General features: G+C 44.6%; 20 protein-coding genes and 1 pseudogene. 16 read left to right on the top strand and 5 right to left on the bottom strand.

All coding sequences use genetic code 11. The annotated features are described in order from the left end of the window. The first annotated feature begins 9 nt into the window (after positions 1-9). A complete protein-coding gene (locus LCM10_RS16295) occupies positions 10-312 on the top strand; it encodes a winged helix-turn-helix transcriptional regulator (RefSeq protein ID WP_412103411.1) in 303 nt (100 codons plus the stop codon). Positions 313-366: 54 nt separating this feature from the next. Here the strand turns inward: LCM10_RS16295 and LCM10_RS16290 are convergent, their stop codons facing one another. After that, positions 367-504, bottom strand: coding sequence for a hypothetical protein (locus LCM10_RS16290; protein ID WP_224877356.1), 138 nt, complete (start codon positions 502-504; stop codon positions 367-369). Positions 505-625: 121 nt separating this feature from the next. On the opposite strand from LCM10_RS16290, the gene LCM10_RS16285 reads away from it, so the two are divergent. From LCM10_RS16285 to wrbA, 7 genes and pseudogenes are all read left to right on the top strand, one after another. Beyond that, the gene (locus LCM10_RS16285) at positions 626-1,585 is read left to right on the top strand and encodes a LacI family DNA-binding transcriptional regulator (RefSeq protein ID WP_224877355.1); all 960 of its coding nucleotides are present in this window, start codon (positions 626-628) and stop codon (positions 1,583-1,585) included. A 264-nt stretch (positions 1,586-1,849) separates the two neighbouring features. Then, a pseudogene (mscL, locus tag LCM10_RS16280) lies at positions 1,850-2,206 on the top strand (large conductance mechanosensitive channel protein MscL); the annotation flags it as partial. 195 nt (positions 2,207-2,401) lie between these two features. Continuing rightward, on the top strand, positions 2,402-3,334 hold the full coding sequence (locus LCM10_RS16275) for an ATP-grasp domain-containing protein (RefSeq protein WP_224877354.1): 933 nt from the start codon (positions 2,402-2,404) through the stop codon (positions 3,332-3,334). Positions 3,335-4,372: 1,038 nt separating this feature from the next. Further along, positions 4,373-6,640: an RNA polymerase recycling motor HelD gene (helD, locus tag LCM10_RS16270; RefSeq protein ID WP_224877353.1), complete on the top strand. Its 2,268-nt coding sequence runs from the start codon at positions 4,373-4,375 to the stop codon at positions 6,638-6,640. A gap of 138 nt (positions 6,641-6,778) precedes the next feature. After that, positions 6,779-7,750: a sensor domain-containing diguanylate cyclase gene (locus LCM10_RS16265; RefSeq protein WP_224877352.1), complete on the top strand. Its 972-nt coding sequence runs from the start codon at positions 6,779-6,781 to the stop codon at positions 7,748-7,750. 228 nt (positions 7,751-7,978) lie between these two features. Next, positions 7,979-8,809 carry an aldo/keto reductase gene (locus LCM10_RS16260; protein ID WP_224877351.1) on the top strand — a complete coding sequence of 277 codons (831 nt, stop codon included), beginning with the start codon at positions 7,979-7,981 and terminating at the stop codon, positions 8,807-8,809. 319 nt (positions 8,810-9,128) lie between these two features. Next, positions 9,129-9,743, top strand: coding sequence for an NAD(P)H:quinone oxidoreductase (gene wrbA / locus LCM10_RS16255; RefSeq protein WP_224877350.1), 615 nt, complete (start codon positions 9,129-9,131; stop codon positions 9,741-9,743). 95 nt (positions 9,744-9,838) lie between these two features. Here wrbA and LCM10_RS16250 read toward each other — a convergent pair whose 3' ends face one another. Next, on the bottom strand, positions 9,839-10,729 hold the full coding sequence (locus tag LCM10_RS16250) for an RluA family pseudouridine synthase (protein WP_224877349.1): 891 nt from the start codon (positions 10,727-10,729) through the stop codon (positions 9,839-9,841). Positions 10,730-10,906: 177 nt separating this feature from the next. Here LCM10_RS16250 and LCM10_RS16245 point away from each other — a divergent pair, with 177 nt between their 5' ends. Continuing rightward, positions 10,907-11,302: a DUF5365 family protein gene (locus LCM10_RS16245; RefSeq protein WP_224877348.1), complete on the top strand. Its 396-nt coding sequence runs from the start codon at positions 10,907-10,909 to the stop codon at positions 11,300-11,302. A 213-nt stretch (positions 11,303-11,515) separates the two neighbouring features. On the opposite strand, the gene LCM10_RS16240 is transcribed toward LCM10_RS16245, so the two are convergent. Next, positions 11,516-11,983, bottom strand: coding sequence for a thioredoxin family protein (locus tag LCM10_RS16240; protein WP_224877347.1), 468 nt, complete (start codon positions 11,981-11,983; stop codon positions 11,516-11,518). A 1-nt stretch (position 11,984) separates the two neighbouring features. Next, on the bottom strand, positions 11,985-12,410 hold the full coding sequence (locus LCM10_RS16235; protein ID WP_224877346.1) for a disulfide oxidoreductase: 426 nt from the start codon (positions 12,408-12,410) through the stop codon (positions 11,985-11,987). A gap of 296 nt (positions 12,411-12,706) precedes the next feature. On the opposite strand from LCM10_RS16235, the gene LCM10_RS16230 reads away from it, so the two are divergent. From LCM10_RS16230 to LCM10_RS16210, 5 genes are all read left to right on the top strand, one after another. Beyond that, positions 12,707-14,248: a bifunctional GNAT family N-acetyltransferase/carbon-nitrogen hydrolase family protein gene (locus tag LCM10_RS16230; RefSeq protein ID WP_224877345.1), complete on the top strand. Its 1,542-nt coding sequence runs from the start codon at positions 12,707-12,709 to the stop codon at positions 14,246-14,248. Positions 14,249-14,457: 209 nt separating this feature from the next. Continuing rightward, positions 14,458-16,191, top strand: a complete 1,734-nt coding sequence (locus LCM10_RS16225; RefSeq protein WP_224877344.1) for a phospho-sugar mutase — start codon at positions 14,458-14,460, stop codon at positions 16,189-16,191. Between the two features lie 180 nt (positions 16,192-16,371). After that, a complete protein-coding gene (locus LCM10_RS16220) occupies positions 16,372-17,487 on the top strand; it encodes a GAF domain-containing sensor histidine kinase (protein ID WP_224877396.1) in 1,116 nt (371 codons plus the stop codon). A gap of 9 nt (positions 17,488-17,496) precedes the next feature. Then, positions 17,497-18,129, top strand: coding sequence for a response regulator (locus LCM10_RS16215; RefSeq protein ID WP_224877343.1), 633 nt, complete (start codon positions 17,497-17,499; stop codon positions 18,127-18,129). 20 nt (positions 18,130-18,149) lie between these two features. Next, positions 18,150-18,695, top strand: coding sequence for an NADPH-dependent FMN reductase (locus tag LCM10_RS16210; protein WP_224877342.1), 546 nt, complete (start codon positions 18,150-18,152; stop codon positions 18,693-18,695). Between the two features lie 150 nt (positions 18,696-18,845). Here LCM10_RS16210 and LCM10_RS16205 read toward each other — a convergent pair whose 3' ends face one another. After that, positions 18,846-19,100 carry a YhdB family protein gene (locus LCM10_RS16205; protein WP_224877341.1) on the bottom strand — a complete coding sequence of 85 codons (255 nt, stop codon included), beginning with the start codon at positions 19,098-19,100 and terminating at the stop codon, positions 18,846-18,848. Positions 19,101-19,269: 169 nt separating this feature from the next. On the opposite strand from LCM10_RS16205, the gene LCM10_RS16200 reads away from it, so the two are divergent. Continuing rightward, positions 19,270-19,587 carry a DUF3889 domain-containing protein gene (locus tag LCM10_RS16200; protein WP_224877340.1) on the top strand — a complete coding sequence of 106 codons (318 nt, stop codon included), beginning with the start codon at positions 19,270-19,272 and terminating at the stop codon, positions 19,585-19,587. Positions 19,588-19,768: 181 nt separating this feature from the next. Beyond that, the gene (locus LCM10_RS16195) at positions 19,769-20,956 is read left to right on the top strand and encodes an MFS transporter (RefSeq protein WP_224877339.1); all 1,188 of its coding nucleotides are present in this window, start codon (positions 19,769-19,771) and stop codon (positions 20,954-20,956) included. Positions 20,957-20,966 lie beyond the last annotated feature (10 nt).

Raw genomic sequence — 20,966 nt, 5'->3', positions numbered from 1 at the left:
TTGAAACCATTGATCTGTCCAAAATATGAAGCTGCTTTTTCAATCTTGGGAAAGCGCTGGGTGGGTGTCATCATAAAAGTATTATTTGACGGAACCTGCCGTTTTAAAGATATTAATGAAAGAATCCCGAATCTAAGTCAAAAGGTACTGTCCGACAAGCTGAAGGAACTTGAGAAATGGGGAATCGTCAAACGGGATTGTGTGGATGGCCAGCCTGTAAAGATCACTTACAGCCTGACAGATAAAGGAAGAGACCTTCAACCGGTCCTTGAATCGGTACATGGATGGGCCAATAAGTGGATGGACCAATAAATAAATCTTGACCGGCTCGTTCCTTTATCATAGGTCGGAGCCGGATACAGAAGATTACATGCGATCATTAAAAAGTGAATCAAACGGATCATCTCTGTCTTTAACGGTGAAGAAATTGATCGGTTCCAAAGCAAGATAGCCACCACCTATTATAATGAAACAAAGAACGGGAAGGTACAAAATGCCAAGCATGCTTCATTCCTCCTTTAGAGAGCATCTTTTGTAACTACCCCCACTATAATTTGTGAAACGCGTTTCAGTGCAAGCGTTATTTTTAAAATCATCGAATCTAAAAATAAGAGGGGATAGTACCATGACGAATATCCGAAAGATCGCCCATAAGGCCGGTGTCTCGGTTTCGACCGTCTCGAGGGTGTTGAATGACCATCCTTATGTAAAGGAAGAGAAGAGACAGAAAGTATTGCAAGCTGTTAAAGAATTGAACTACATAAAAAATGCCAATGCTGTCCACCTCTCCAAAGGAAAAACGTATTGTATCGGTGTCGTCCTTCCATTCCTGAATCTTCCCTACTTCGGTGAGATCCTTCAGGGCATTGCCGGGGAAGCGCTGAAACATGGTTATCACCTCAAGGTTTTCCAGACTGATTATGAAAAGGAAGCGGAGCTGGATGCATTTCATCGCCTCCAGATGAAAGAGGTCGATGGCTTGATCATCGCTTCAAGGACGAATTCCCTTGAAACCTTATCACCATTTCTCCATGGACAGAATGTCGTATTCTGTGAAAACCTTCATGGGACTGAGAAAAAAGTATTCATTAATCATTATGAAGCCATCCGCGCCGGTATCGATCATCTGCAACCAAGGGGCCATAAGGAAATCGGATTATGCATCCACCGTACATTCGGTACAAACAGCGAGGAACGAATACGCGGTTTCTCCGATGGAATAGAAGCCTCGGGACAACAAGTAAGAAAAGAGTGGATCTTTACAGAGTGCATCGACCTTAAAGATGGAAGGGAGGTCCTTCTCCACTGGCAGGAATTAAAGCAGAAGCCAACAGCCCTCATTGTGACAAGTGACCAGGTAGCTGCAGGAATCGTATCCGAAGCAAGGAGAAAGGGGATTGTCATTCCCGACGACCTGGCCATCCTGAGCTTTGATAACCATCCAATCGCAGAAGCTTTCGATATCACTTCATTTGAAGTGCCGATCAGGAAGCTTGGCGAGGAGGCATTTAACTTGTTCTTGGAAGACAATGCTTCTGCCCCGGTCATACTTGAAACACATCTGATCGAACGAACCAGTGTGTAAAAAGTGAAACGAATGCTAAATTATCGTACACTGGGGGAAGGTAAACTACAGGGAGGCGAATCACTATGCTTGGTAATAAGGAAGAAAAAATCCTTGTCATTGTCATGTTCATCGTTGCCTTATTCCTTCTCTTTGCCATGGTACGAAAGTATATCATGTAAGAAGCCGATCATTGGACCGGCTTCTTTTTTTCATAAGTTTGTCCTCATACCCGCCTGACCCGGACCATATGATTTAATAAGGGAATGGTAGGTGAAGAAGTGGATGTTGAAAGAATTCAAGCATTTCATTTCAAGGGGAAATGTCTTTGACCTTGCCATCGCTGTCATCATCGGGGCAGCTTTTGGAAAGATCGTAGAATCCCTGGTTCAGGATATCATGATGCCCCTCGTCGGCATATTATTCGGAGGCATAAACTTTGAAGGATTGACATTGAAAGTAAAGGCTGAGGTGATCGAAATTGGGAAGTTCATTCAGACAACAGTCGATTTTCTCCTTGTCGCTGCCAGCATCTTCATCATGATCAAGCTCTTCAACCGCTTAAAGGGAGGGGAGGAGCCTTACAAAGTCAGACCGACCACGAACCTTGAAGTGCTACAGGAAATAAGGGACTTGATGAAAGCGGATCAAGCAGTTGAGAAGCCCCTCGGTAAACCCACGAACGAAACGCCCATTGCGAAAAGCGGAATGAAAATCCAGATAAGAAATAAGAGATCCCGAAATGATAAACGATTTTGACAGTAATCCTACTTTTATAGTAGGATTACTTTGTATTTAAGTCGGTTTTATCATCTTTTAAAAAATGAGGGAATGCTCTTGAAAAAAATTCATGTGATACACGAAAACAGTGATTGGACCCAACATCTTACGAATCGCCTGAATGAACTGGACCTCCCGTTTGAGGAGTGGTTCCTCGATCAAGGAGTGGTTGATTTAACGGAAGCGCCCCCGGAAGGCATCTTCTATAATCGGATCAGTGCATCCTCGCACACCAGAAATCATCGCTATGCACCGGAGCTCACGGAAAGCGTCCTATCCTGGCTTGAGCGCCATGATCGGAAGGTCCTGAACGGCACACGTGCACTTCGATTGGAAGTCAGCAAGGTCAATCAATACATGGCATTGAACGCTGCAGGCATCAAAACGCCTCTGACGATCGCTGCAGTCGGGAAAGACCAAATCATCGAAGCCGCAGAAAAACTCGGTAAGCCATCATTCATCACAAAGCATAACCGTGCCGGTAAAGGCTTGGGTGTACAATTATTTCATTCGGTGGAAGCATTGAAGGAATATGTATATAGTGATTCGTTCGAGGAGCCGCTGGATGGGACAACCCTGATCCAGGAATACATCGAGTCTCCCGATTCATCCATCACCCGCTGTGAATTCATCGGTGGCAAGTTTATCTATGCAGTCCGCGTCGATACGTCCGAAGGCTTCGAACTATGCCCCGCGGATGCCTGCCAAATCGACGATTTATATTGTCCGGTCGGAGAGAAGGAAGAAGCACCAAAATTCAAGGTGATCGATGGTTTTGAAGACGGAATCTTAACAAAGTATGAGGAATTCCTTCGTATGAACAAAATCGATATCGCCGGGATCGAATTCATCAGGGACGCTGAAGGAACGATCTATACGTATGATGTGAACACCAATACCAACTATAATAAAGACGCCGAGGAAGCTGCCGGGAAGTACGGCATGCTAGAGCTTGCAAAGTATCTCGGCAGTGAGTTGGAAAAACTGTGATGGTTGTTGGATAGGTTGGAATGGGAGCCCTCTTGGATGAGGGCTTTTTTTGGTTGGTTTGGGGTGTGGTGGTGCGTTGTTATAGGTTTGTTGCTGTTTGTGGGTTTATTTTCCAAATGACGCAATAAACGTGAAAATCGAAAGAATAATGGGTGGAACTCGAAGATTGTTGATTGGAACCGAAAGATTAGTGGTTAACGTTAAAAGATTTTTGAACAAACCTCGAAGATTGAGGCTAGAAGACTGGGTTAATCTGCTATAGTCGAGTCTGATCGTGGATAAATTTACGAGCCTCTATTTAAATGGCGACTTTTTGTTTGTCTGTTTATGGATTTATATTCCAAGTGACGGAATAAATCTAAAAATCGAAAGAATAATGGATGGAACTCGAAGATTATTGATTGAAACCGGAAGATTTATAGTCAAAACTAAAAGATTCTTGATCAAACCTCAAAGATTCGGACTGGAGACTGGTTTTTTCCGCTATAGTCGAGTCTGATCGTGGATAAATTTACGAACCTCTTTTAAATGGCGACTTTTTGTTTATGGATTTATATTCCAAGTGACGGAATAAATCTAAAAATCGAAAGAATTATGGATGGAACTCGAAGTTTATTGATTGAAACCGGAAGATTTATAGTCAAAACTAAAAGATTCTTGATCAAACCTCGAAGATTCAGGCTAAAAGACTGGATTAATCCACTACGAACGAGTCCATTCGTGGACAGATTTGCGCACCACATTTGGATGGAGGCTTTTAGACTTTAAGTTTTGCACCTATATATTTCGCAACGACACCATAAATATCCACCACATCCAAGCGGATTCCCGCCACTCCCAAACCCACTCCGCATTCCTGTTGTACTTTTACCAATTATCTGATAATATATATTTCTGCTCCCAAACGCCTACATAATTTTTACAGATTTCCATGAGTGTCATTTAACGTGTTAAGCCGCTCGAGAGTCGTTACCTCGGCCGGTGTGAAAGAGACGTTAATTTCTCCATTGCGGCAACCACATTTGAAAGGAGAAAGCTATGACGAAGGAATCAGCATTACACCCCGATTTTTCAAATGAATCAGAACGCCTGGAATTCACGAAGAGGTACATTGATGTGGTGATTGAGACATCACAATCAAGCAAAGAGAAGTACAAAGAGAATATGGAGAAGGCTTTCGGAGATGTTGATTGGGGCGAGTCCAGTGCGGCCTATATCGATATCCTGACGAACTCGAGCTTTTTCGAAATGTCCAAGGAAGAGCTGGAATCGCTTCAGAAAGCGAAGAATAAACCATACTTCGCCAGGATCGACTTCATGAATCAAGGGTCGGACAAGACTGAGAAGCATTACATCGGTAAGACGTCCCTGTATCAGCGCGAAAACCAGGAACAAATCATTGTTGATTGGCGATCCCCGATTGCCAACCTCTATTATGAGGGAAGGATTGGCGACGTTTCCTATGAAGCCGAAGGGGAGACTTATCACGGTGACTTATCGTTGAAGCGCCAGTATATGATCGAAGATGGCAGCCTTGAAGAAATCAGGGATATCGACTTGACCACCACGGACGAACTTCTTCAGGATTCGTTGGCGAAGAGCTCCAGCAATCGATTGACCGAAATCATTTCCACCATCCAAGAGGAACAGAACCGGATCATCCGGGCCGACCTGAATAAGCCAATCATCGTGCAGGGTGCGGCAGGAAGTGGAAAAACGACGATCGCCCTTCATCGGATTTCCTATTTTATCTATAATTACAAACAGCATTTTGACCCGAGGCAGCTGATGATCCTCGCACCCAGCAATCTATTCATCGACTACATTTCGGAGGCATTGCCCGAGCTAGGGGTGGAAAGAGTGAGGCAGACCACTTTTTCCGATTATGTCATGACTTGCCTTGAGAAGAAGTTGAAGCTCATCGAGGATGACAAGTTGATCAGATTGATTGAGCAGGATCAGGATCTTGAGGTGGAGAAGGCATCGTGGATATCCGGATTCAAAGGGTCAAAATCATTCAGAAAGATCTTGGACCGGTATATAGAGGAAATCGAGAAAAGGTTTCATCCAACGGAAGACTTTTATGTGGATAAATACAAGCTGTATTCCGCAAAGAAATTTACGTATCTTTTCAAAGAAGAGTACACCTATATGCCAATTTACCGGAGGATGGAGAAACTCAAGTCCCTCCTGCAGAGTTATGTTCGGTCAAATAAGAAACAAATGATTGAAAAAGTGGAAACATTCTTTGATGAAAGAATCGAGAAAGCCTTGTATCAGCGCAAAGGCGCAGGTAATCGCAAGGAATATATATCGAAAGCGTTGGATAAAAAGGCTGAGCGTCTTGATGAAGTGAAGAAGGCAGTCAGGACCAGTGTTTCGATGTATATGAAACAATTCGAAAAAAAGAAACTGGAAGACTACTATTCAGACCTCTATACAGATCCTGAAAGGCTGGTAGCTTATTCTGGCGGGGAACTGGACCTTGGTCAGGCACAGGATCTTTGCAATTATTCGATGGCGCTATTCACCAAGAAAAGGTTTGAAATGGAGGACTTGGCACCGCTCTTATACTTGCAGACGCATCTTTATGGAGTCGATAAATTCCACAAAGCCAAGAATATCGTGATCGATGAAGCCCAGGATTACAGCTATTTGCAGCTTTATGCACTGAAACGGGCATTGGAAACCGATATGTTCACCCTGGTCGGGGACCTTGCCCAGGGGATCCATTCCTATAGGGGTCTTCAAGCCTGGGATCCCGTTTACCGGGAAGTGTTCCCGAGAGCGACTTATACAGAGCTTCAAAAGAGCTATCGTACCACCATTGAAATCATGGAAGAAGCAAATAAACTGTTGAGTCTGCTGCCATATGAATTTCCAAAGGTAAACCCTGTGGTAAGGCATGGGGATGCACCGGATGCTTGTACGTACGAAGAGGAAGAAGAGCTGGCAGCCATCATCAAATCGAAAGTCAAGCAGGGAAAAGAAGACGGCTTCCAAACATTCGCAGTCATTGGGAAAAGCATGAAGGACTGCAAGAGGATTTATAAGATCCTGAATGAACACATGCCGGGTACGATCAAACTGCTTGAGGAACAGGAATCGATCCCGAAAGATAAAGTGGTCGTAGTTCCTTCTTACCTGTCCAAAGGATTGGAGTTTGATGTCGTCATGATTGCGGTGATCGATGAAGTGTTCAGCAGTGAGAACGAACTTGATATCAAGCTTCAATATGTTGCCATGACCCGTCCGCTACACAAGCTAAGCCTGATAGGAAGGAACCCCAATCAATTTATCACGTGAGCAAAGGTACGTCCCTCATTGCTTTAAAGCGATGAGGGACGTACCTTTCAAAAAATAGGTAATTTGTCACGGTTTTTGTAGTATAATGAAAATTGAGAGTTTGATTGTAGTGACTTTGAGGTGAAGGTGGTTGCTTCTATGTTCTCTGAGATTTCTATACTACTGGTTGCAGCTTGCACCGTGACGGGAGCACTGCTGCTTTTTTTAGCGTGTAAAGCGGTTGCGTTCTATAGACGGAAAATATCGAATTTGGAGGCGATCTATCAGCTGGTGGAACGTTCCCAAGATATTATTTATCATTTCGAGGTCAAACCTGACTTTGGATATAAATATTTAAGTCCTGCCATTGAGAGGGTATTGGGCCCGAATTTGATGGAGGAGAGCAAGACCAATCCATTCCTGGCCTTTGAACGGGTTCATCCGGACGACTATCCAATCCTGCTCAGGAAAATTTCAGGTAAACTTGATTATTCTAAACCTATCAGGCTGCGGTGGAAGAATGAACAGGGAACGTATATCTATTTTGAGGAATTTGTCACCCCCATCTATGAAAATGGTGAACTGACCGCCATTCAGGGGATCATCCGAAATGTAGATGATAAGGTGACCCTTCAAAAGGAGCTCGAATACAAAGCGACACATGATTCTTTGACCGGTTTATTCAACCGCGAATGCTTTGAAGCCGATATGCAGAAGTGTGATCAATGTGAGGATATCCCGGTAGGTCTCATCATCTGTGATCTGGATAACCTCAAACAGATCAATGACCGCAGGGGACATAAAATGGGGGATCGATTACTGATGGAAACTTCCGACATTTTAAGGAACATTTCCGGGGATAAAGTGTCCGTCTGTCGGATAGGTGGGGATGAATTTGCCATCCTCATCGAGAACTGCACCCTGCAGTCCCTTGACGATCTGGTCAAGGTGATTCAATCTAGCATCAGCATGTTCAATCAAAGCAGGCATGAGTTTCCCATCAGCATGTCGATCGGAACCGCTTATATGGAATCGTCCCTTGGCACGATGGAAGAGTTATTCAGAAGGGCCGACAACGAAATGTATCGGCAGAAACAACACCACAAGAAGGTACGTCCCTCGATGCTTTAAAGCGTCAAAGGACGCACCTTCTTTTATTTGTGTTGGATGACGGACATTCCCGAGTAGGTTTATCAAAATATTAATTGAAAAAAAAGAAGTTTAATTCACTGGGAACAGTGTAAATCTTGAATCGTTTATGTGAAATTTGTGAATCTTAAAGGTTGGATGAACGCTAGAAACATATTATTCGCGTATTGACTGGCGATTTTAGTAAGATAAAAAAAGGAGGGATGCTACATGTTAAAAAACTTACAGAGTAAGAAGACGTTACATAATGGAATCGAGATTCCATATGTCGGATTGGGAGTCTTCCAGATGAAGGATCCCCGTGAAACGGTTGAATCTGTCAAGACGGCCATTGATAATGGCTATCTATCGATCGATACGGCAGCCGTCTATGAGAACGAAGAAAGTGTCGGTGAAGGGGTAAGACAAAGCGGAGCGAAAAGGGACGACCTGTTCATTACTTCCAAGGTGTGGAACAGCGACCAAGGTTATGATACAACGCTTAAAGCTTTTGAAACGAGCCTGAAGAAGCTTGAGATGGATTATCTTGATTTATATTTGATCCACTGGCCAGTCGAAGGGAAGTACAAGGATACATGGAAAGCACTTGAAAGACTGTATAGTGAGGGACTAGTCAAATCGATCGGGGTAAGTAACTTCCATCAGCATCATCTTGAAGATCTGATGAACACGAGCAACGAAAAGCCGGTGATCAACCAAATCGAGTGTCACCCTGTACTGAATCAGGGAGATTTGAAATCGTTCTGTCAGTCAGAAAACATTGCAGTGGAGGCATGGTCGCCGATTGCTCAAGGGCGAGTCCTTGATGAACCGGTTTTGAAGCAGATCGCCGAGGCACATGGTAAGTCATCTGCACAGGTCATCCTGCGTTGGCATTTGCAAAATGATGTCGTGATCATCCCGAAATCTGTTCATGCAAATCGCATTAAAGAAAACGCTGATTTATTCAATTTCGAACTGTCCTCAGATGAAATGAACCAAATCAACGACCTGAACAAAAACGAACGATTCGGTCCGGACCCGGACAACTTCGACTTTTAATTTGAAGGTACGTCCCTCATCGCTTTAACGCGATGAGGGACGTACCTTTTTAAATTATCTGTTGACAATCGAGAGTGGGAGTTATATGATTATCTTGAATTCGAAATATATAGGACTGAGATAATTTCTGGTGTTTTTTTATCTATATATCTCAAATTCGAGATTTTTGAGTGCTTGATATTGTGATCTGAACGTTTTGAGTAGGGCATCAATGGGAAGACAGGTAATAGGTAATTTTTAGTTTGTGAAGTAGCGGGATCTGGAAATCAACTTTTGTGTATTACCCCAATTTTTCATATATAAAGGAGAGGTTTTTACTATGTCAAACGTTAAATTAGCAATCATGTATTACAGTTCAACGGGTACGAACTATCAGATGGCGAAATGGGCAGAGGAAGCAGCGAAGGAAGCGGGAGCAGAAGTGAAATTGCTTCGTTTTGAAGAAACGGCCCCTGAAGCGGCGATCTCCTCCAACCCTGCATGGGAGAAGCATTATAACGAAACGAAGGACAGCGTCCCGGTCGCGACACTCGACGATTTGGAATGGGCGGATGCCTACTTGTTCAATGTGCCGACACGTTTCGGGAATGTGCCATCCCAAGTGAAGTCATTCTTGGATACAACAGGAGGTCTTTGGTTCCAAGGGAAACTTGCAAACAAAGTTGTCAGCGCCACTTCATCCGCTAGCAACTCACACGGCGGGCAGGAGCAGACGGTTCTAGCATTGTATACGACGATGATGCACTGGGGCGCGATCATTGCGGCACCTGGCTATACGGATGAATCCTCGTTCGCGACAGGAGGTAACCCTTACGGAACTAGTGTGACGGTCGATCAGGAAGGCAATATGGTCGAGGGCGTAGAACCTGCCGTAAAACACCAGACTCGCCGCACAATCCAAGTGGCTGAAGCAATCAAGAACGGAATGAAATAAGAATGTGAATGGGGTACCCGGCTGTTTGCGGTCAAGGGGCCCCTTTTTGTTTGCAAAAAAAAACCGCTGCACTGGCAGCGGCAGAATGATCACGTTCAATTAGTAAGGCCGACATCATCCAAACACTCAGCCTCACACTCCACTCTTTCTCCCGTAAGAGGATGCGGGAAGGAAATCCGTGCGGCATGAAGGGCCTGGCGTTTAACGACAGGTTTCCCGCCATACAAGGTGTCTCCGACCAAAGGATGCCCGATATGACTCATATGGACACGGATTTGGTGGGTTCGCCCCGTATCAAGTGTGACTTCGACAAGAGTCATATTCTCCCTCATTTTTAATACCTTATAATGAGTGACGGCTTCCTGGCCGGAAGGGGACACCCTCCTTCTCGTACCATGATGGCGGTCGCGCCCGATTCGTTCTCTGATGGTCCCTTTTTTCTGTTTGAGCTTTCCATGAACCAGTGCAAGGTAAGTCCTTTTCACTTTGCGCTCGATCAACAGGCGGTCAAGAATGGCTTTGGCCAAGGGGTGCTTGGCGAAAATGACGGCTCCGGAAGTGTCGCGGTCCAATCTGTGTATGTGCATGACCCGGCAGGTTTCCCCATTTGCTTGAAAATGAAAGGCGATTAGGTTTGCAAGCGTCTCTGTATCTTCAGGACCGTTCGGGTGGGTGTCCATGCCTGCAGGCTTGTTGGCGACAATCAGGTGATCATCTTCATATAACACTTCTAGGTCCCCGTAAGTTGGAGGTACATCATATGCTATGTCCTTGAATAGGTCGATCTGCAATATGTTCCCAGGGATTAACGGCTTATCCCAAGGGTACTGTTCACCGTTCACCTTGATATCCTTATTCATCCTCATCGAGTGTATAAGCTTTTTCGGGGCTTGCCACTCCTGCTTAAGGATGTGCTCAATCGTTACATTTTTCCAATTTTCGGGAATCACCAGTTGAAAGAGTGAACCTTTTCTCATTGTTTTCATCAAAAAGCTCCTTTAAATGACAATAATCTTATGTGGTATTAGGTAATAAGTCCTTATCAATCGCCTGTTTTACCAAATCCATGGGTATAATTACCACACTTGAGGGTAGTGATGTATGTTATCCTAGATGTATCTATTACAGAGAGATTACAACCATTACAAAGGTGGGTTATGACGGTGAAGGTTTTACTTGCTTCAACACATGAACAAGATACGAAAATCCAGGAATTGATCAATCATATGTATTGTACTATTTTCCCTGATTATTTCACAGACGATGAAATTGAGCAATTTGAAGATATGGAAATTCTACATACAGCGACCAGGAATTATGAGTATTGTGGTACATTGAAGGAGGCGTTCCAGGTGATTTCAAGTCTCCAGACGCTGATCTCGATCGTTGAATGTGGAGTGAGGGATGAAGTGTATGAGGAAATGTTCTATCACAATGTCCAGATCCTTCAGAGCTTCGGACTATTCTTTCCATTGTCTTTCGACCAATTTACAGATGATACGGAATGTGGACACTCATTAAGCGTCTATTCAAAGGCCGCGAATCAGCTATTGATATAGTAAGTGTTCAGAAAGTTTCATAAATACGTTTTATTCATAATTGAGTGGGGAATAGAATAAGTACTCAATTACTCGAAGATACGATGTATCTTCTTGAAATTCCTCCTCATTAGTGGACCGACAGGAATGTCGGTTCTTTTTTTGATGAAAGAAGGTCCGTCCCTCAGTGCTTTAAAGCACTGAGGGACGGACCTTCAAAGGTGTTGTCTGCTTTTATTTGACGTATTCTTCGAAGAATTGTTTGAATTCCTCTTCAGGCTGACTTCCGACAACGCGTGCAACCTCTTTTCCATCTTCGAAATGAACAAGTGTCGGAGTGGCCTCGATTGCATAGTCATTCCATCCCTGTTCGAACTCAAGTACATTGTATTGAACCATGTCCACTCCCATTTCCTCGGCAAGCGGAGCGAGGATCGGCGTTGTATTTTTGCAGTGAGGACAAGTGGAACTGTAGAAGTACACGGTCACATCTTCTTTATCTTCAAGCTTTTTCTCCAGTTCATCAGGTAGGATGACATTCTGATAATTAGGATCATCCAATAAGTCCACGGTTGCAGGATCGAGGTTGTCCTTTTTGAATTTATTACCTTCTGCTTTTTGGCTGTTCTGCATGTTCGTCACTAAGGCGATTGCGGCAAACAATCCGATGACTATGACTAAAAAGATGATGATTTTTTTCAATTTATTGTTCCTCCTTCAATGCTTTAAGTGTCAGTAAACTTGTAATGAATATGATGATGAATCCAATCAATGCCAGAAACGGGATGGTGATGAAGCCCATGTAATTGATATATTCCCCTGAACATGGCACACGTCCGCAAGATGGTGCGCTTTCTGAGAGGACGGAGATCTTCTGGATGGAATAATGGTAAATGGAAAACAACATCCCGATCCCGGATAGGATGGAAGAATAGAAAGCCATCCTGAAGTCTTTCTTCACATACGCGGCACCAAGCAAGATGACCAAGGGGTACATCAAAATCCGCTGATACCAGCATAATTCGCATGGTTCATATTTCATCACTTCCGAAAAGAATAGACTACCGAGCATGCTGATGAGTGATGCTGCCCAGGCAATGAAAAGGAAGGAATCGGCTTTTTTATTCATTTTGAAGTCCTTTCTTTTGTTTTCTTACTATTATAAAGGTAAATCCTTCAACCCTGGTAAGAAAAAAATGATCGTTTTTCAACAATTTCAAACCGTGCCAAATTATCCTCCTCTATCATAAAGTGAATGAAGCATTTCGGCAAACGAATAGGTCCCTGATTCAAAATCCTTCAAAACGCATCCTGTGTTTTGGTAAAATGATGGAGGATGAAAGAGAACATTGATGCATGCACTCATGAAGTCTGTTTCACACGTGCATGATAAGGGTATATAAGCGTTTGGAGGAGTGAGTAGTAATGGCAGAAAAACTGGATTTATCCCAATTTGAGAAGAAAATGATCTTACGTCCTATGGAGCATAAGGACATACCCCATATAATCAAGATGCAGGAGGTTTGCTTTCCGGGCATGGATCCGTGGAAGGTGGCCCACCTCGAAAGTCATTTGGATGTATTTCCTGACGGGCAGCTTGTGGCCGAACTTGATGGTGAAATCATTGGCTCATGTTCGAGCTTGATCATCAACTTTGATGAGTATGATGATCGCCATACTTGGGATGATGTGACGGATAATGGATATATAACCAATCACAATCCTGATGGGTATAATCTTTATGGAATCGAAGTGATGGTCCACCCCGAATATCGAAGGATGAAGGTCGGACACCGCCTGTATGAAGCAAGGAAGGATCTTGCTAGGCAGTGGAACCTGAAGAGTATCATCATCGGTGGGCGCATTCCGAATTACTATAAACATTCAGATGAAATGTCACCGAGGGAATATGTCGACTCGGTAGGACGCCATAAGATCTATGACCCGGTCCTGTCGTTTCAGCTGTTGAACGGTTTCACACTGATGCGGATCAATCCGAATTACCTGCCTGATGACAAGCGGTCGCAGAAATATGCCACGCTGATGGAATGGAATAATGTTGATTACCGTCCGTCCAGCAAACGGCATTTCAAGACGAGTTATCCTGTCCGGATCTGTGTCGTTCAATATATGATGCGCAAGATCAATTCATTTGAAGAGTTTGCGAATCAGGTGGAGTATTTCACGGACGTTGCATCCGATGCCAAATCGGACTTTGTCGTGTTCCCGGAAATCTTCACGACGCAGCTCATGTCATTCCTGAACATCAAGTCCCCGAGTCTTGCGGTGAGGAAACTCACTGACTTCACGGAAGAGTATATAGAGCTCTTCACGGACTTAGCTGTAAGGTACAATGTCAACATCATCGGTGGATCCCATTTCGTCAAGGAAGAAGATGACGAAATTTATAATATTGCATACCTTTTCCGCAGGGATGGAACGATCGAGAAGCAATATAAAATCCATATCACGCCGAACGAACGGAAATGGTGGGGAATCTCACCGGGTGATTCCGTGAGGGTATTCGATACGGACTGCGGAAAAATCGCCATTCAAATCTGTTATGACATTGAATTTCCTGAGCTTGCCCGCATTGCAACGGACAAAGGAGCCAAGATCATCTTCACACCGTTCTGTACCGAAGATCGCCAAGGCTATCTACGCGTCCGTTACTGCGCGCAGGCACGCGCGGTGGAAAATCAGATCTATACGGTTATTTCCGGTACGGTCGGCAACCTTCCACAAACGGAGAACATGGATATCCAATATGCTCAATCCGGCATTTTTGCACCTTCCGACTTTGAATTCGCCCGTGATGGAATCGTCGGGGAGACGAATCCGAACATCGAGATGGTCATGATCGGGGATGTCGACCTTGAAGTGCTGCGTCGCCAGCGCCAATCAGGGACCGTGCGGCAGCTGAAAGACCGCCGTCATGATGTGTATGGTGTGAATTATAAAAAATAAACGCCGATTCAAATGTAGTACGTTTCTATGAAAGGCCCTGCCCATTTTTAGGCAGGGCCATTTCTATGTCATTTTCATCACAATCCAGGCACGAAATTATGCTAAAATAAGAACGGTTACATCCTGTCGGAATGTGGCGAAAGATTTTAAAAGGAATACGTGCAACTTTGACAGAATTAATGATTATACACCATTAGGAGGGGATCGCAATGAGTTGGCATGCATCATATAAAAAATGGAGTGACTATGTACATATCGATCGTGAAATAAAGGAACGTTTAAGCTCCATCGAAAATGACGAAAAAGCATTGGAAGATGCTTTCTATAAGAATCTTGAATTTGGTACAGGTGGCATGAGGGGCGAAATCGGACCCGGCACGAACCGCATGAACATTTACACAGTAAGGAAAGCTTCTGAGGGACTCGCCCGGTATATCGTGGAAAACGGGGAAGACGCAAAACGAAGAGGCGTGGCAATCGCGTATGATTCACGTCATAAATCACCGGAGTTTGCCATGGAAGCAGCGAAGACGCTTGCCAGTCACGGTATTCAAACTTACGTGTTCAATGAGTTGGCCCCAACTCCTGAGCTTTCATTTGCATTGCGTTACTTACACGCTTTCTCAGGAATCGTGGTGACAGCGAGCCATAATCCCCCTGAATATAACGGATATAAAGTATATGGGGAAGACGGTGCCCAATTACCGCCGCATATCGCAGATGTCGTGATTGAAAAAGTAAATGAAGTGGAGAACGAGCTTGAAATTGACGTGAAATCAGAAGCTGAACTGAAGTCACAAGGACTGATCAAAATGATTGGCGAAGAGATCCATCAATCGTATCTTGATCATTTGATTTCAATCTCTGAAACACCACAGATCAGTAAGGAAGTGGACTTGAAAATCGTATTCTCTCCTCTGCATGGGACGGCCCTTAACATGGCGGAAAGAGGCTTGAAGGCACTTGGGTATGACAATGTCTCGATTGTTAAAGAACAGGCAAGTCCAGATCCGGAATTCACGACTGTCAAGTCACCGAATCCAGAGGATAAGGATGCATTCCAATTAGCGATTCGCTACGGCGAGGAAGTGGACGCGGATATCCTGATCGCCACTGATCCGGATGCTGATCGCCTCGGTGTCGCGGTGAAGGGTGAAGACGGGGAGTACCTGTTGATGACAGGTAACCAAACAGGTGCCGTCCTCATGAATTATATTTTATCCCGTAAACAGGAGAAGGATATGATTCCTGCAAACGGCAGGGTATTCAAGACGATCGTCACATCCGAGCTCGGAAGGAAAGTCGCCGAGGAATACGGCGCGTCCGTGGAGGATGTGTTGACAGGATTTAAATTCATCGGGGAGAAGATCAAGAAATATGAAGAGTCTGGTGAATACACGTTCTTATTCGGCTATGAAGAGAGCTACGGCTACTTGATCGGGGATTTCGCCCGTGACAAAGACGCTGTACAAGCGGTCCTGATGGCAGCAGAAGCGGCAGCTTATTACAAGAAGCAAGGGAAGACGCTGTATGATGTACTGAATGAGTTGTTCGAGCGTCATGGTTACTATCAGGAGGGACTGAAGAGCCTTACCTTGAAAGGGAAGGAAGGTGCCGAGCAGATCCAGGGCATCCTCAAGAAATTCAGGGATGAGCCTCTGGGTGAACTTGCTGGCCTTAAAGTGGTATCGGCTGAAGATTATAAGACAGGAAAGAAAGTCGAACTGTCAACCGGAGCGGAAACAAACATCGAACTTCCGGCTTCCAATGTATTGAAGTATTTCCTCGAAGACGGTTCATGGGTTTGTCTGCGTCCATCCGGCACTGAACCGAAGATCAAGTTCTACTTCAGTGTAATCGGTCAAACTCAGGAAGAAAGTGATAAGAAACTGGCTTCCTTGACCGAAGATCTCATGACAAAAGTGGAAACCATCATCCATTAACCTTTTCAAGGTCCGTCCCTCGCCGCTTTAAAGCAGTGAGGGACGGACCTTGTTTATGTGCGCCGCCCGATTATCAGGGAATCTCAGTCAAAAGTCGTAGGAAAATTCCTTCTTTATTCGAATATCGAATTTCATTCTGAACTGTATAATAATAATATGTGTTATGAGAGGACGATGATCATGCAAGAGGAGGCACTTTCAAATATAGAGCTCTTGAAAGAAATCGCCGAATTCCTGAATAATGAAACGGATCAGTGTGATATGCTGCATGGCGCTTTGAAAAAATTGATCAAGGGCACAACCTTTACAACCGGCTGGATCTTCTTTATAGAGGGGGATGGAAAGCACCAGCTTGCCTCATATGAAGAACTTCCGGAATCACTCCAGCACAACGGATGTGAATTGCTGCATGAAGGCGGCTGTTGGTGCGTTAATCGATTCCGAAAGGGGAAGCTGACGAAAGCTTCCAATATCATCGAATGTCAACGGATTGAGAAAGCCATCGAGGAAAAAAGGGGAAAGACAAACGATATCACCTATCATGCAACCATCCCGCTCCAATCGGGGGATGAAGCATATGGGCTATTGAATGTAGCCGCTCCAAACAAAACGCATTTCACAAAAGATGAGTTGGCATTGCTCGAATCCGTGGCCTTTCAAATAGGCTCCGCGATTAAAAGGATCGCGCTGACTAAAAAAGAGCAGGAAGTTGCGTTGCTTGCTGAAAGGAACAGGCTGGCAAGAGACCTGCATGATTCTGTCAATCAGTTATTATTCTCGTTAACGCTTACTGCGCGCGGCGGTGCGGAAATGACCGATGAGCATGAAGTGAAGGAAACATTCCAGACCGTTCAGACCCTTGCACAGGAAGCCTTGTCGGAGATGCGCGCCCTCATTTGGCAGCTGCGCCCGCACGGACTTGAAAATGGGTTGGTGGAGGCGGTAAAGGGTTATTCTGATATGCTCGGCCTACGTCTTCAACCCAAGGTGGAAGGAGTCATCTCTCTAAGTTCCAAAGTGGAAGAAGTGTTATGGAGGGTCAGCCAGGAAGCGCTGAATAATTGTAAAAAGCATTCAGGCGTGTTGGAAATCAGCTATCTCCTGAAAGATGAGGGCAATAAGATTGCTTTAGTCATCGAAGATCATGGTTACGGTTTTCAGTACGATGAAGAACAGCCGCTCGCTTCCATCGGGATCGGAAGCATGAGGGAACGCGTGAAAGGAATGGGCGGAGTATTCCAGCTTGAAAGTGCATTGGGAAAAGGGACAAAATTAACCGTGAAGATACCTTATTAGGAGGACCATATGACGATTCGTATATTGATTGCAGATGATCACCATGTAGTGAGAAGGGGGCTTGTCTTCTTTTTGAAAACACAAAAGGACATCGAAATCGTGGGAGAAGCACAGAATGGGGCGGAAGCGGTCAAAATGGCGGATAGCCTGAAACCGGACGTCATCTTGATGGATCTCATGATGCCGGTCATGGATGGGATCGAAGCCACGAAAGAAATCAAGCAGAGCCATCCTTCCATCCAAGTGCTCATGCTGACGAGCTTCTCCGACCAAAATCATGTCATCCCTGCCATTGAAGCGGGTGCAGCAGGCTATCAATTGAAAGATATCGAACCGGATGAACTGGTCTCGAGCATCCGCAAGCTGTTGTCTGGGGAAAACTCCTTGCATCCGAAGGCAACGAACCACCTGCTCACCAGGATTTCTAAACAAGATCCTCCCCATAAAATCCACGCCCTCACAAAAAGGGAAAAAGATGTTTTGGTAGAGCTTTCTAAAGGGAAAAGCAATAAAGAGATTGCTTCGAGCTTATTTATAACGGAAAAGACGGTCAAGACGCATATCTCCAATATCTTCTCAAAGCTCGAAGTATCCGATCGGACACAGGCGGCGCTTTATGCCGTGAAACATAATCTGGCTTGAAAATAGAAAGGACGTTAGAAATGAATATATTAATCATCAGTGGCAGCCCAAGAAAGAAGGGACGCACAGGTATTGCAGCCCGTTTCATTGCGAGGACGTATAAAACGGATCTAATCGATCTCAGTGATGGGTCCCTGCCACTTTATACAGGGGAACAGGAGCAAGCGGATCTTAATTCCGTTAAAGCCCTCAAGCAAAAAGTGAAGGGTGCCGATGCGGTCATCTTAGCTTCACCCGAGTATCACGGCGGCATGAGCGGTGCATTGAAGAATGCACTGGACTTTTTGAGCAGCGAACAATTCGCACATAAACCCGTGGCATTGCTGTCATGTGCAGGTGGGGGAAAAGGCGGGATCAATTGCCTGAATAATCTTCGCATCGTGGCGAGGGGTGTATATGCAAATGTCATCCCGAAGCAGCTTGTGCTTGATCCACATTGCTTTGATTACGACAATGACGGATTGTTGTCTGAACCGGCGAAGCTGGTTGATGACTTGGTAAAGGAATTGAGAGTATACGTAAAAGCAGCGGAGGCCGTGAAGGAAGAAGCACGGAAGAGAGACTGACACTCGATGTCGGTCTCTTTTTATATGGGAGGGTGATTGGTAGGGTATTCGAAACCCTTCCATACATAAAGCACCATCTAGTTGCACATACTAAAAGCCGATTCAACAGTGAATCCTGTTAAATCGGCAAGGTTAGGTGGAATTCTCTTCTTACATTTCAGCAAATGTCTCCTCAAGTGGTTGCTCGACACCGAAGGTATAATTTGCGTGCTCGATATATCTCATTAATGTGTAAAGACTTCGTTCAACAACAGTGTAATCTTTTGAAAAGTGATACGCGTGCAAGAAATGTTCGATTCTTTTTGAAAGAAGGTCATCTTTTGTCCTTACCATCAGAATGAGTAGGTTATCCCATTCGGACCGGTGGGTATAATACAGGGCCCGGTCATAATCGACTTTGTTCACTTTTGTTTCCCTCCTTTTGAAGGGGGTAAGCTTATTGTGTGAAGAAAAGCGTCAATCATTTCGCTGAAAAACTTGGCACTCCTGCATATACGGGCTTTCCTTCTATTGGGTGAATATTTTTGTGTTTTTACTACATCCTATCTAATGAAAAGACTGAAGAGGTGATGGAATGAAACATGTAATCATGCTGGTGACGGCGCTATTTTGTCTTAACTTCACAGCCGCTGTTCATGCGGAGCAGCCACAGCCGTCCGATTATGCAAAGTTCGGGCGCATCGCGACAGCCGTCATAAAGGAAGATTATCCAGGGCAAGCATTGAAGGATTATAAGTATCAGGGTCGACAGAAGATCGATGAGGGCAAACTCGCTGATAATTTTGAATTCACCGTTCAAGATAACGGCAAAGAAAAGAAAGTCATCGTCAAGGTGATCCATGATCTTGATAATGAGAAGATATTGAATATTGCTGTCAACGAACAGCCATGACACAACAATGAACTGACATGATGCGGATTGACGCGATCAAGTCAGTTCATTGTTTTTTTGTATAGCTTTTTATTTTCTGAATAATTTGTTAAAATTAATCAATGCGAAATGGAGAGGAGCTTTCCCCTATGTGATATGTCTTTTTTATCCTTGAAAAAATTGAATAATGGGAGGAAAAGACATGGCTTCACAATCATTTCGTCATCTTTGGGTCGGACAGGCACTAGCAAACATGGGCGATATCTTCTATGTGGTGGCATTGATCTCACTGATCGATCATGTGACTGGATCGCCTTTATACCTGACCATCGTACCACTTGTGATTACTTCTTCACGCTTCCTAAGCAGCGTAATGGTACCGCTGCTTCTTAACCGGACTCAACTGAAATGGCTGATTGCATACTCACAGCTTGTAAAGACAATGCTGCTTGTTCTCATGTTTTCGCTTGTTGTTTTGTCACTGGGGAATGGTTGGATCTATCTTGGAGTCGCTGGTTTGATTTCCTTTATGGATGGATGGGCACTTCCTGCGAGGAATGCATATGTCCCCTTCATTGTGAAGAGGGAAGAGTTGCTCGGGGCAAACGGGTTCTTGTCAACCGTCGATCAAACGATCCAATTTTCGAGCTGGGCCGTTGGTGGTTTGCTTGTTGCTGCATTGAATGAAAGTATATTACTTGCACTGGTCATACTATTGTTTTTGATCAGTACGTATTATATGCTCAGGCTTCCGGTCATCCCCCGTACCACGCTCCAACAGAAAAGACATTGGTGGGAACAATTCGGGGAAGGCTGGTCGGAAGTGGGGAAGAATAAGAGCCTGAGGAATCTGTTCGTTATTTATGCGATTGAATCTGCAGCTGGCGCTGTTTGGATAGCTGCGGTCCTATATTTATATGTAGACCTGATCCTGAATCGAAGCGAGGCGTGGTGGGGATTCATCAACAGTAGTTTTTTCATTGGCTTGGTTTTAGCATCGTATCTGATATACAGGATGCATGGTTATTTTTCATCGAAGAGGAGCGGTTGGCTGCCTGTGTGCATGCTGATGACCTCGATAGCAACATTTATCTTCGCCTGGAATAGTTCGGCGTTATTTGCACTGATTTTATCCCTGGTCTTCGGTTTTTTTGACCAAATTAAGACCATCATCCTTCAAACCTTTTTGCAGGAAACAGTAACTGCCGGGGAAATAGGGAAGGTATATGCGGCACAGGGTGCATTGACGACCCTCATCTTCGGATTATCTTCCGTTGGCGTCGGGTTGCTTATGGAGGTTACGAGCGTTGAAACTGTATTTACACTATCGGCTTCGCTGTTGGGACTGACACTCTTTCCTGTTTATAAGATAAGGAAGGTTCTCTCCTGATCAATTGGAC

Origin of the sequence: Rossellomorea aquimaris (genome assembly GCF_020171925.1) — a bacterium.
GTDB lineage: Bacteria > Bacillota > Bacilli > Bacillales > Bacillaceae_B > Rossellomorea > Rossellomorea aquimaris_F.
This window is presented reverse-complemented; position numbering and strand designations above follow the sequence as displayed.

Coding starts and splice junctions, on each gene's coding strand:
- LCM10_RS16290 (WP_224877356.1), bottom strand. CDS start 504: ATGCTTGGCATTTTGTACCTTCCCGTTCTTTGTTTCATTATAATAGGT.
- LCM10_RS16285 (WP_224877355.1), top strand. CDS start 626: ATGACGAATATCCGAAAGATCGCCCATAAGGCCGGTGTCTCGGTTTCG.
- helD (WP_224877353.1), top strand. CDS start 4,373: ATGACGAAGGAATCAGCATTACACCCCGATTTTTCAAATGAATCAGAA.
- LCM10_RS16265 (WP_224877352.1), top strand. CDS start 6,779: ATGTTCTCTGAGATTTCTATACTACTGGTTGCAGCTTGCACCGTGACG.
- LCM10_RS16260 (WP_224877351.1), top strand. CDS start 7,979: ATGTTAAAAAACTTACAGAGTAAGAAGACGTTACATAATGGAATCGAG.
- wrbA (WP_224877350.1), top strand. CDS start 9,129: ATGTCAAACGTTAAATTAGCAATCATGTATTACAGTTCAACGGGTACG.
- LCM10_RS16250 (WP_224877349.1), bottom strand. CDS start 10,729: ATGAAAACAATGAGAAAAGGTTCACTCTTTCAACTGGTGATTCCCGAA.
- LCM10_RS16235 (WP_224877346.1), bottom strand. CDS start 12,410: ATGAATAAAAAAGCCGATTCCTTCCTTTTCATTGCCTGGGCAGCATCA.
- LCM10_RS16230 (WP_224877345.1), top strand. CDS start 12,707: ATGGCAGAAAAACTGGATTTATCCCAATTTGAGAAGAAAATGATCTTA.
- LCM10_RS16225 (WP_224877344.1), top strand. CDS start 14,458: ATGAGTTGGCATGCATCATATAAAAAATGGAGTGACTATGTACATATC.
- LCM10_RS16220 (WP_224877396.1), top strand. CDS start 16,372: ATGCAAGAGGAGGCACTTTCAAATATAGAGCTCTTGAAAGAAATCGCC.
- LCM10_RS16215 (WP_224877343.1), top strand. CDS start 17,497: ATGACGATTCGTATATTGATTGCAGATGATCACCATGTAGTGAGAAGG.
- LCM10_RS16210 (WP_224877342.1), top strand. CDS start 18,150: ATGAATATATTAATCATCAGTGGCAGCCCAAGAAAGAAGGGACGCACA.
- LCM10_RS16200 (WP_224877340.1), top strand. CDS start 19,270: ATGAAACATGTAATCATGCTGGTGACGGCGCTATTTTGTCTTAACTTC.
- LCM10_RS16195 (WP_224877339.1), top strand. CDS start 19,769: ATGGCTTCACAATCATTTCGTCATCTTTGGGTCGGACAGGCACTAGCA.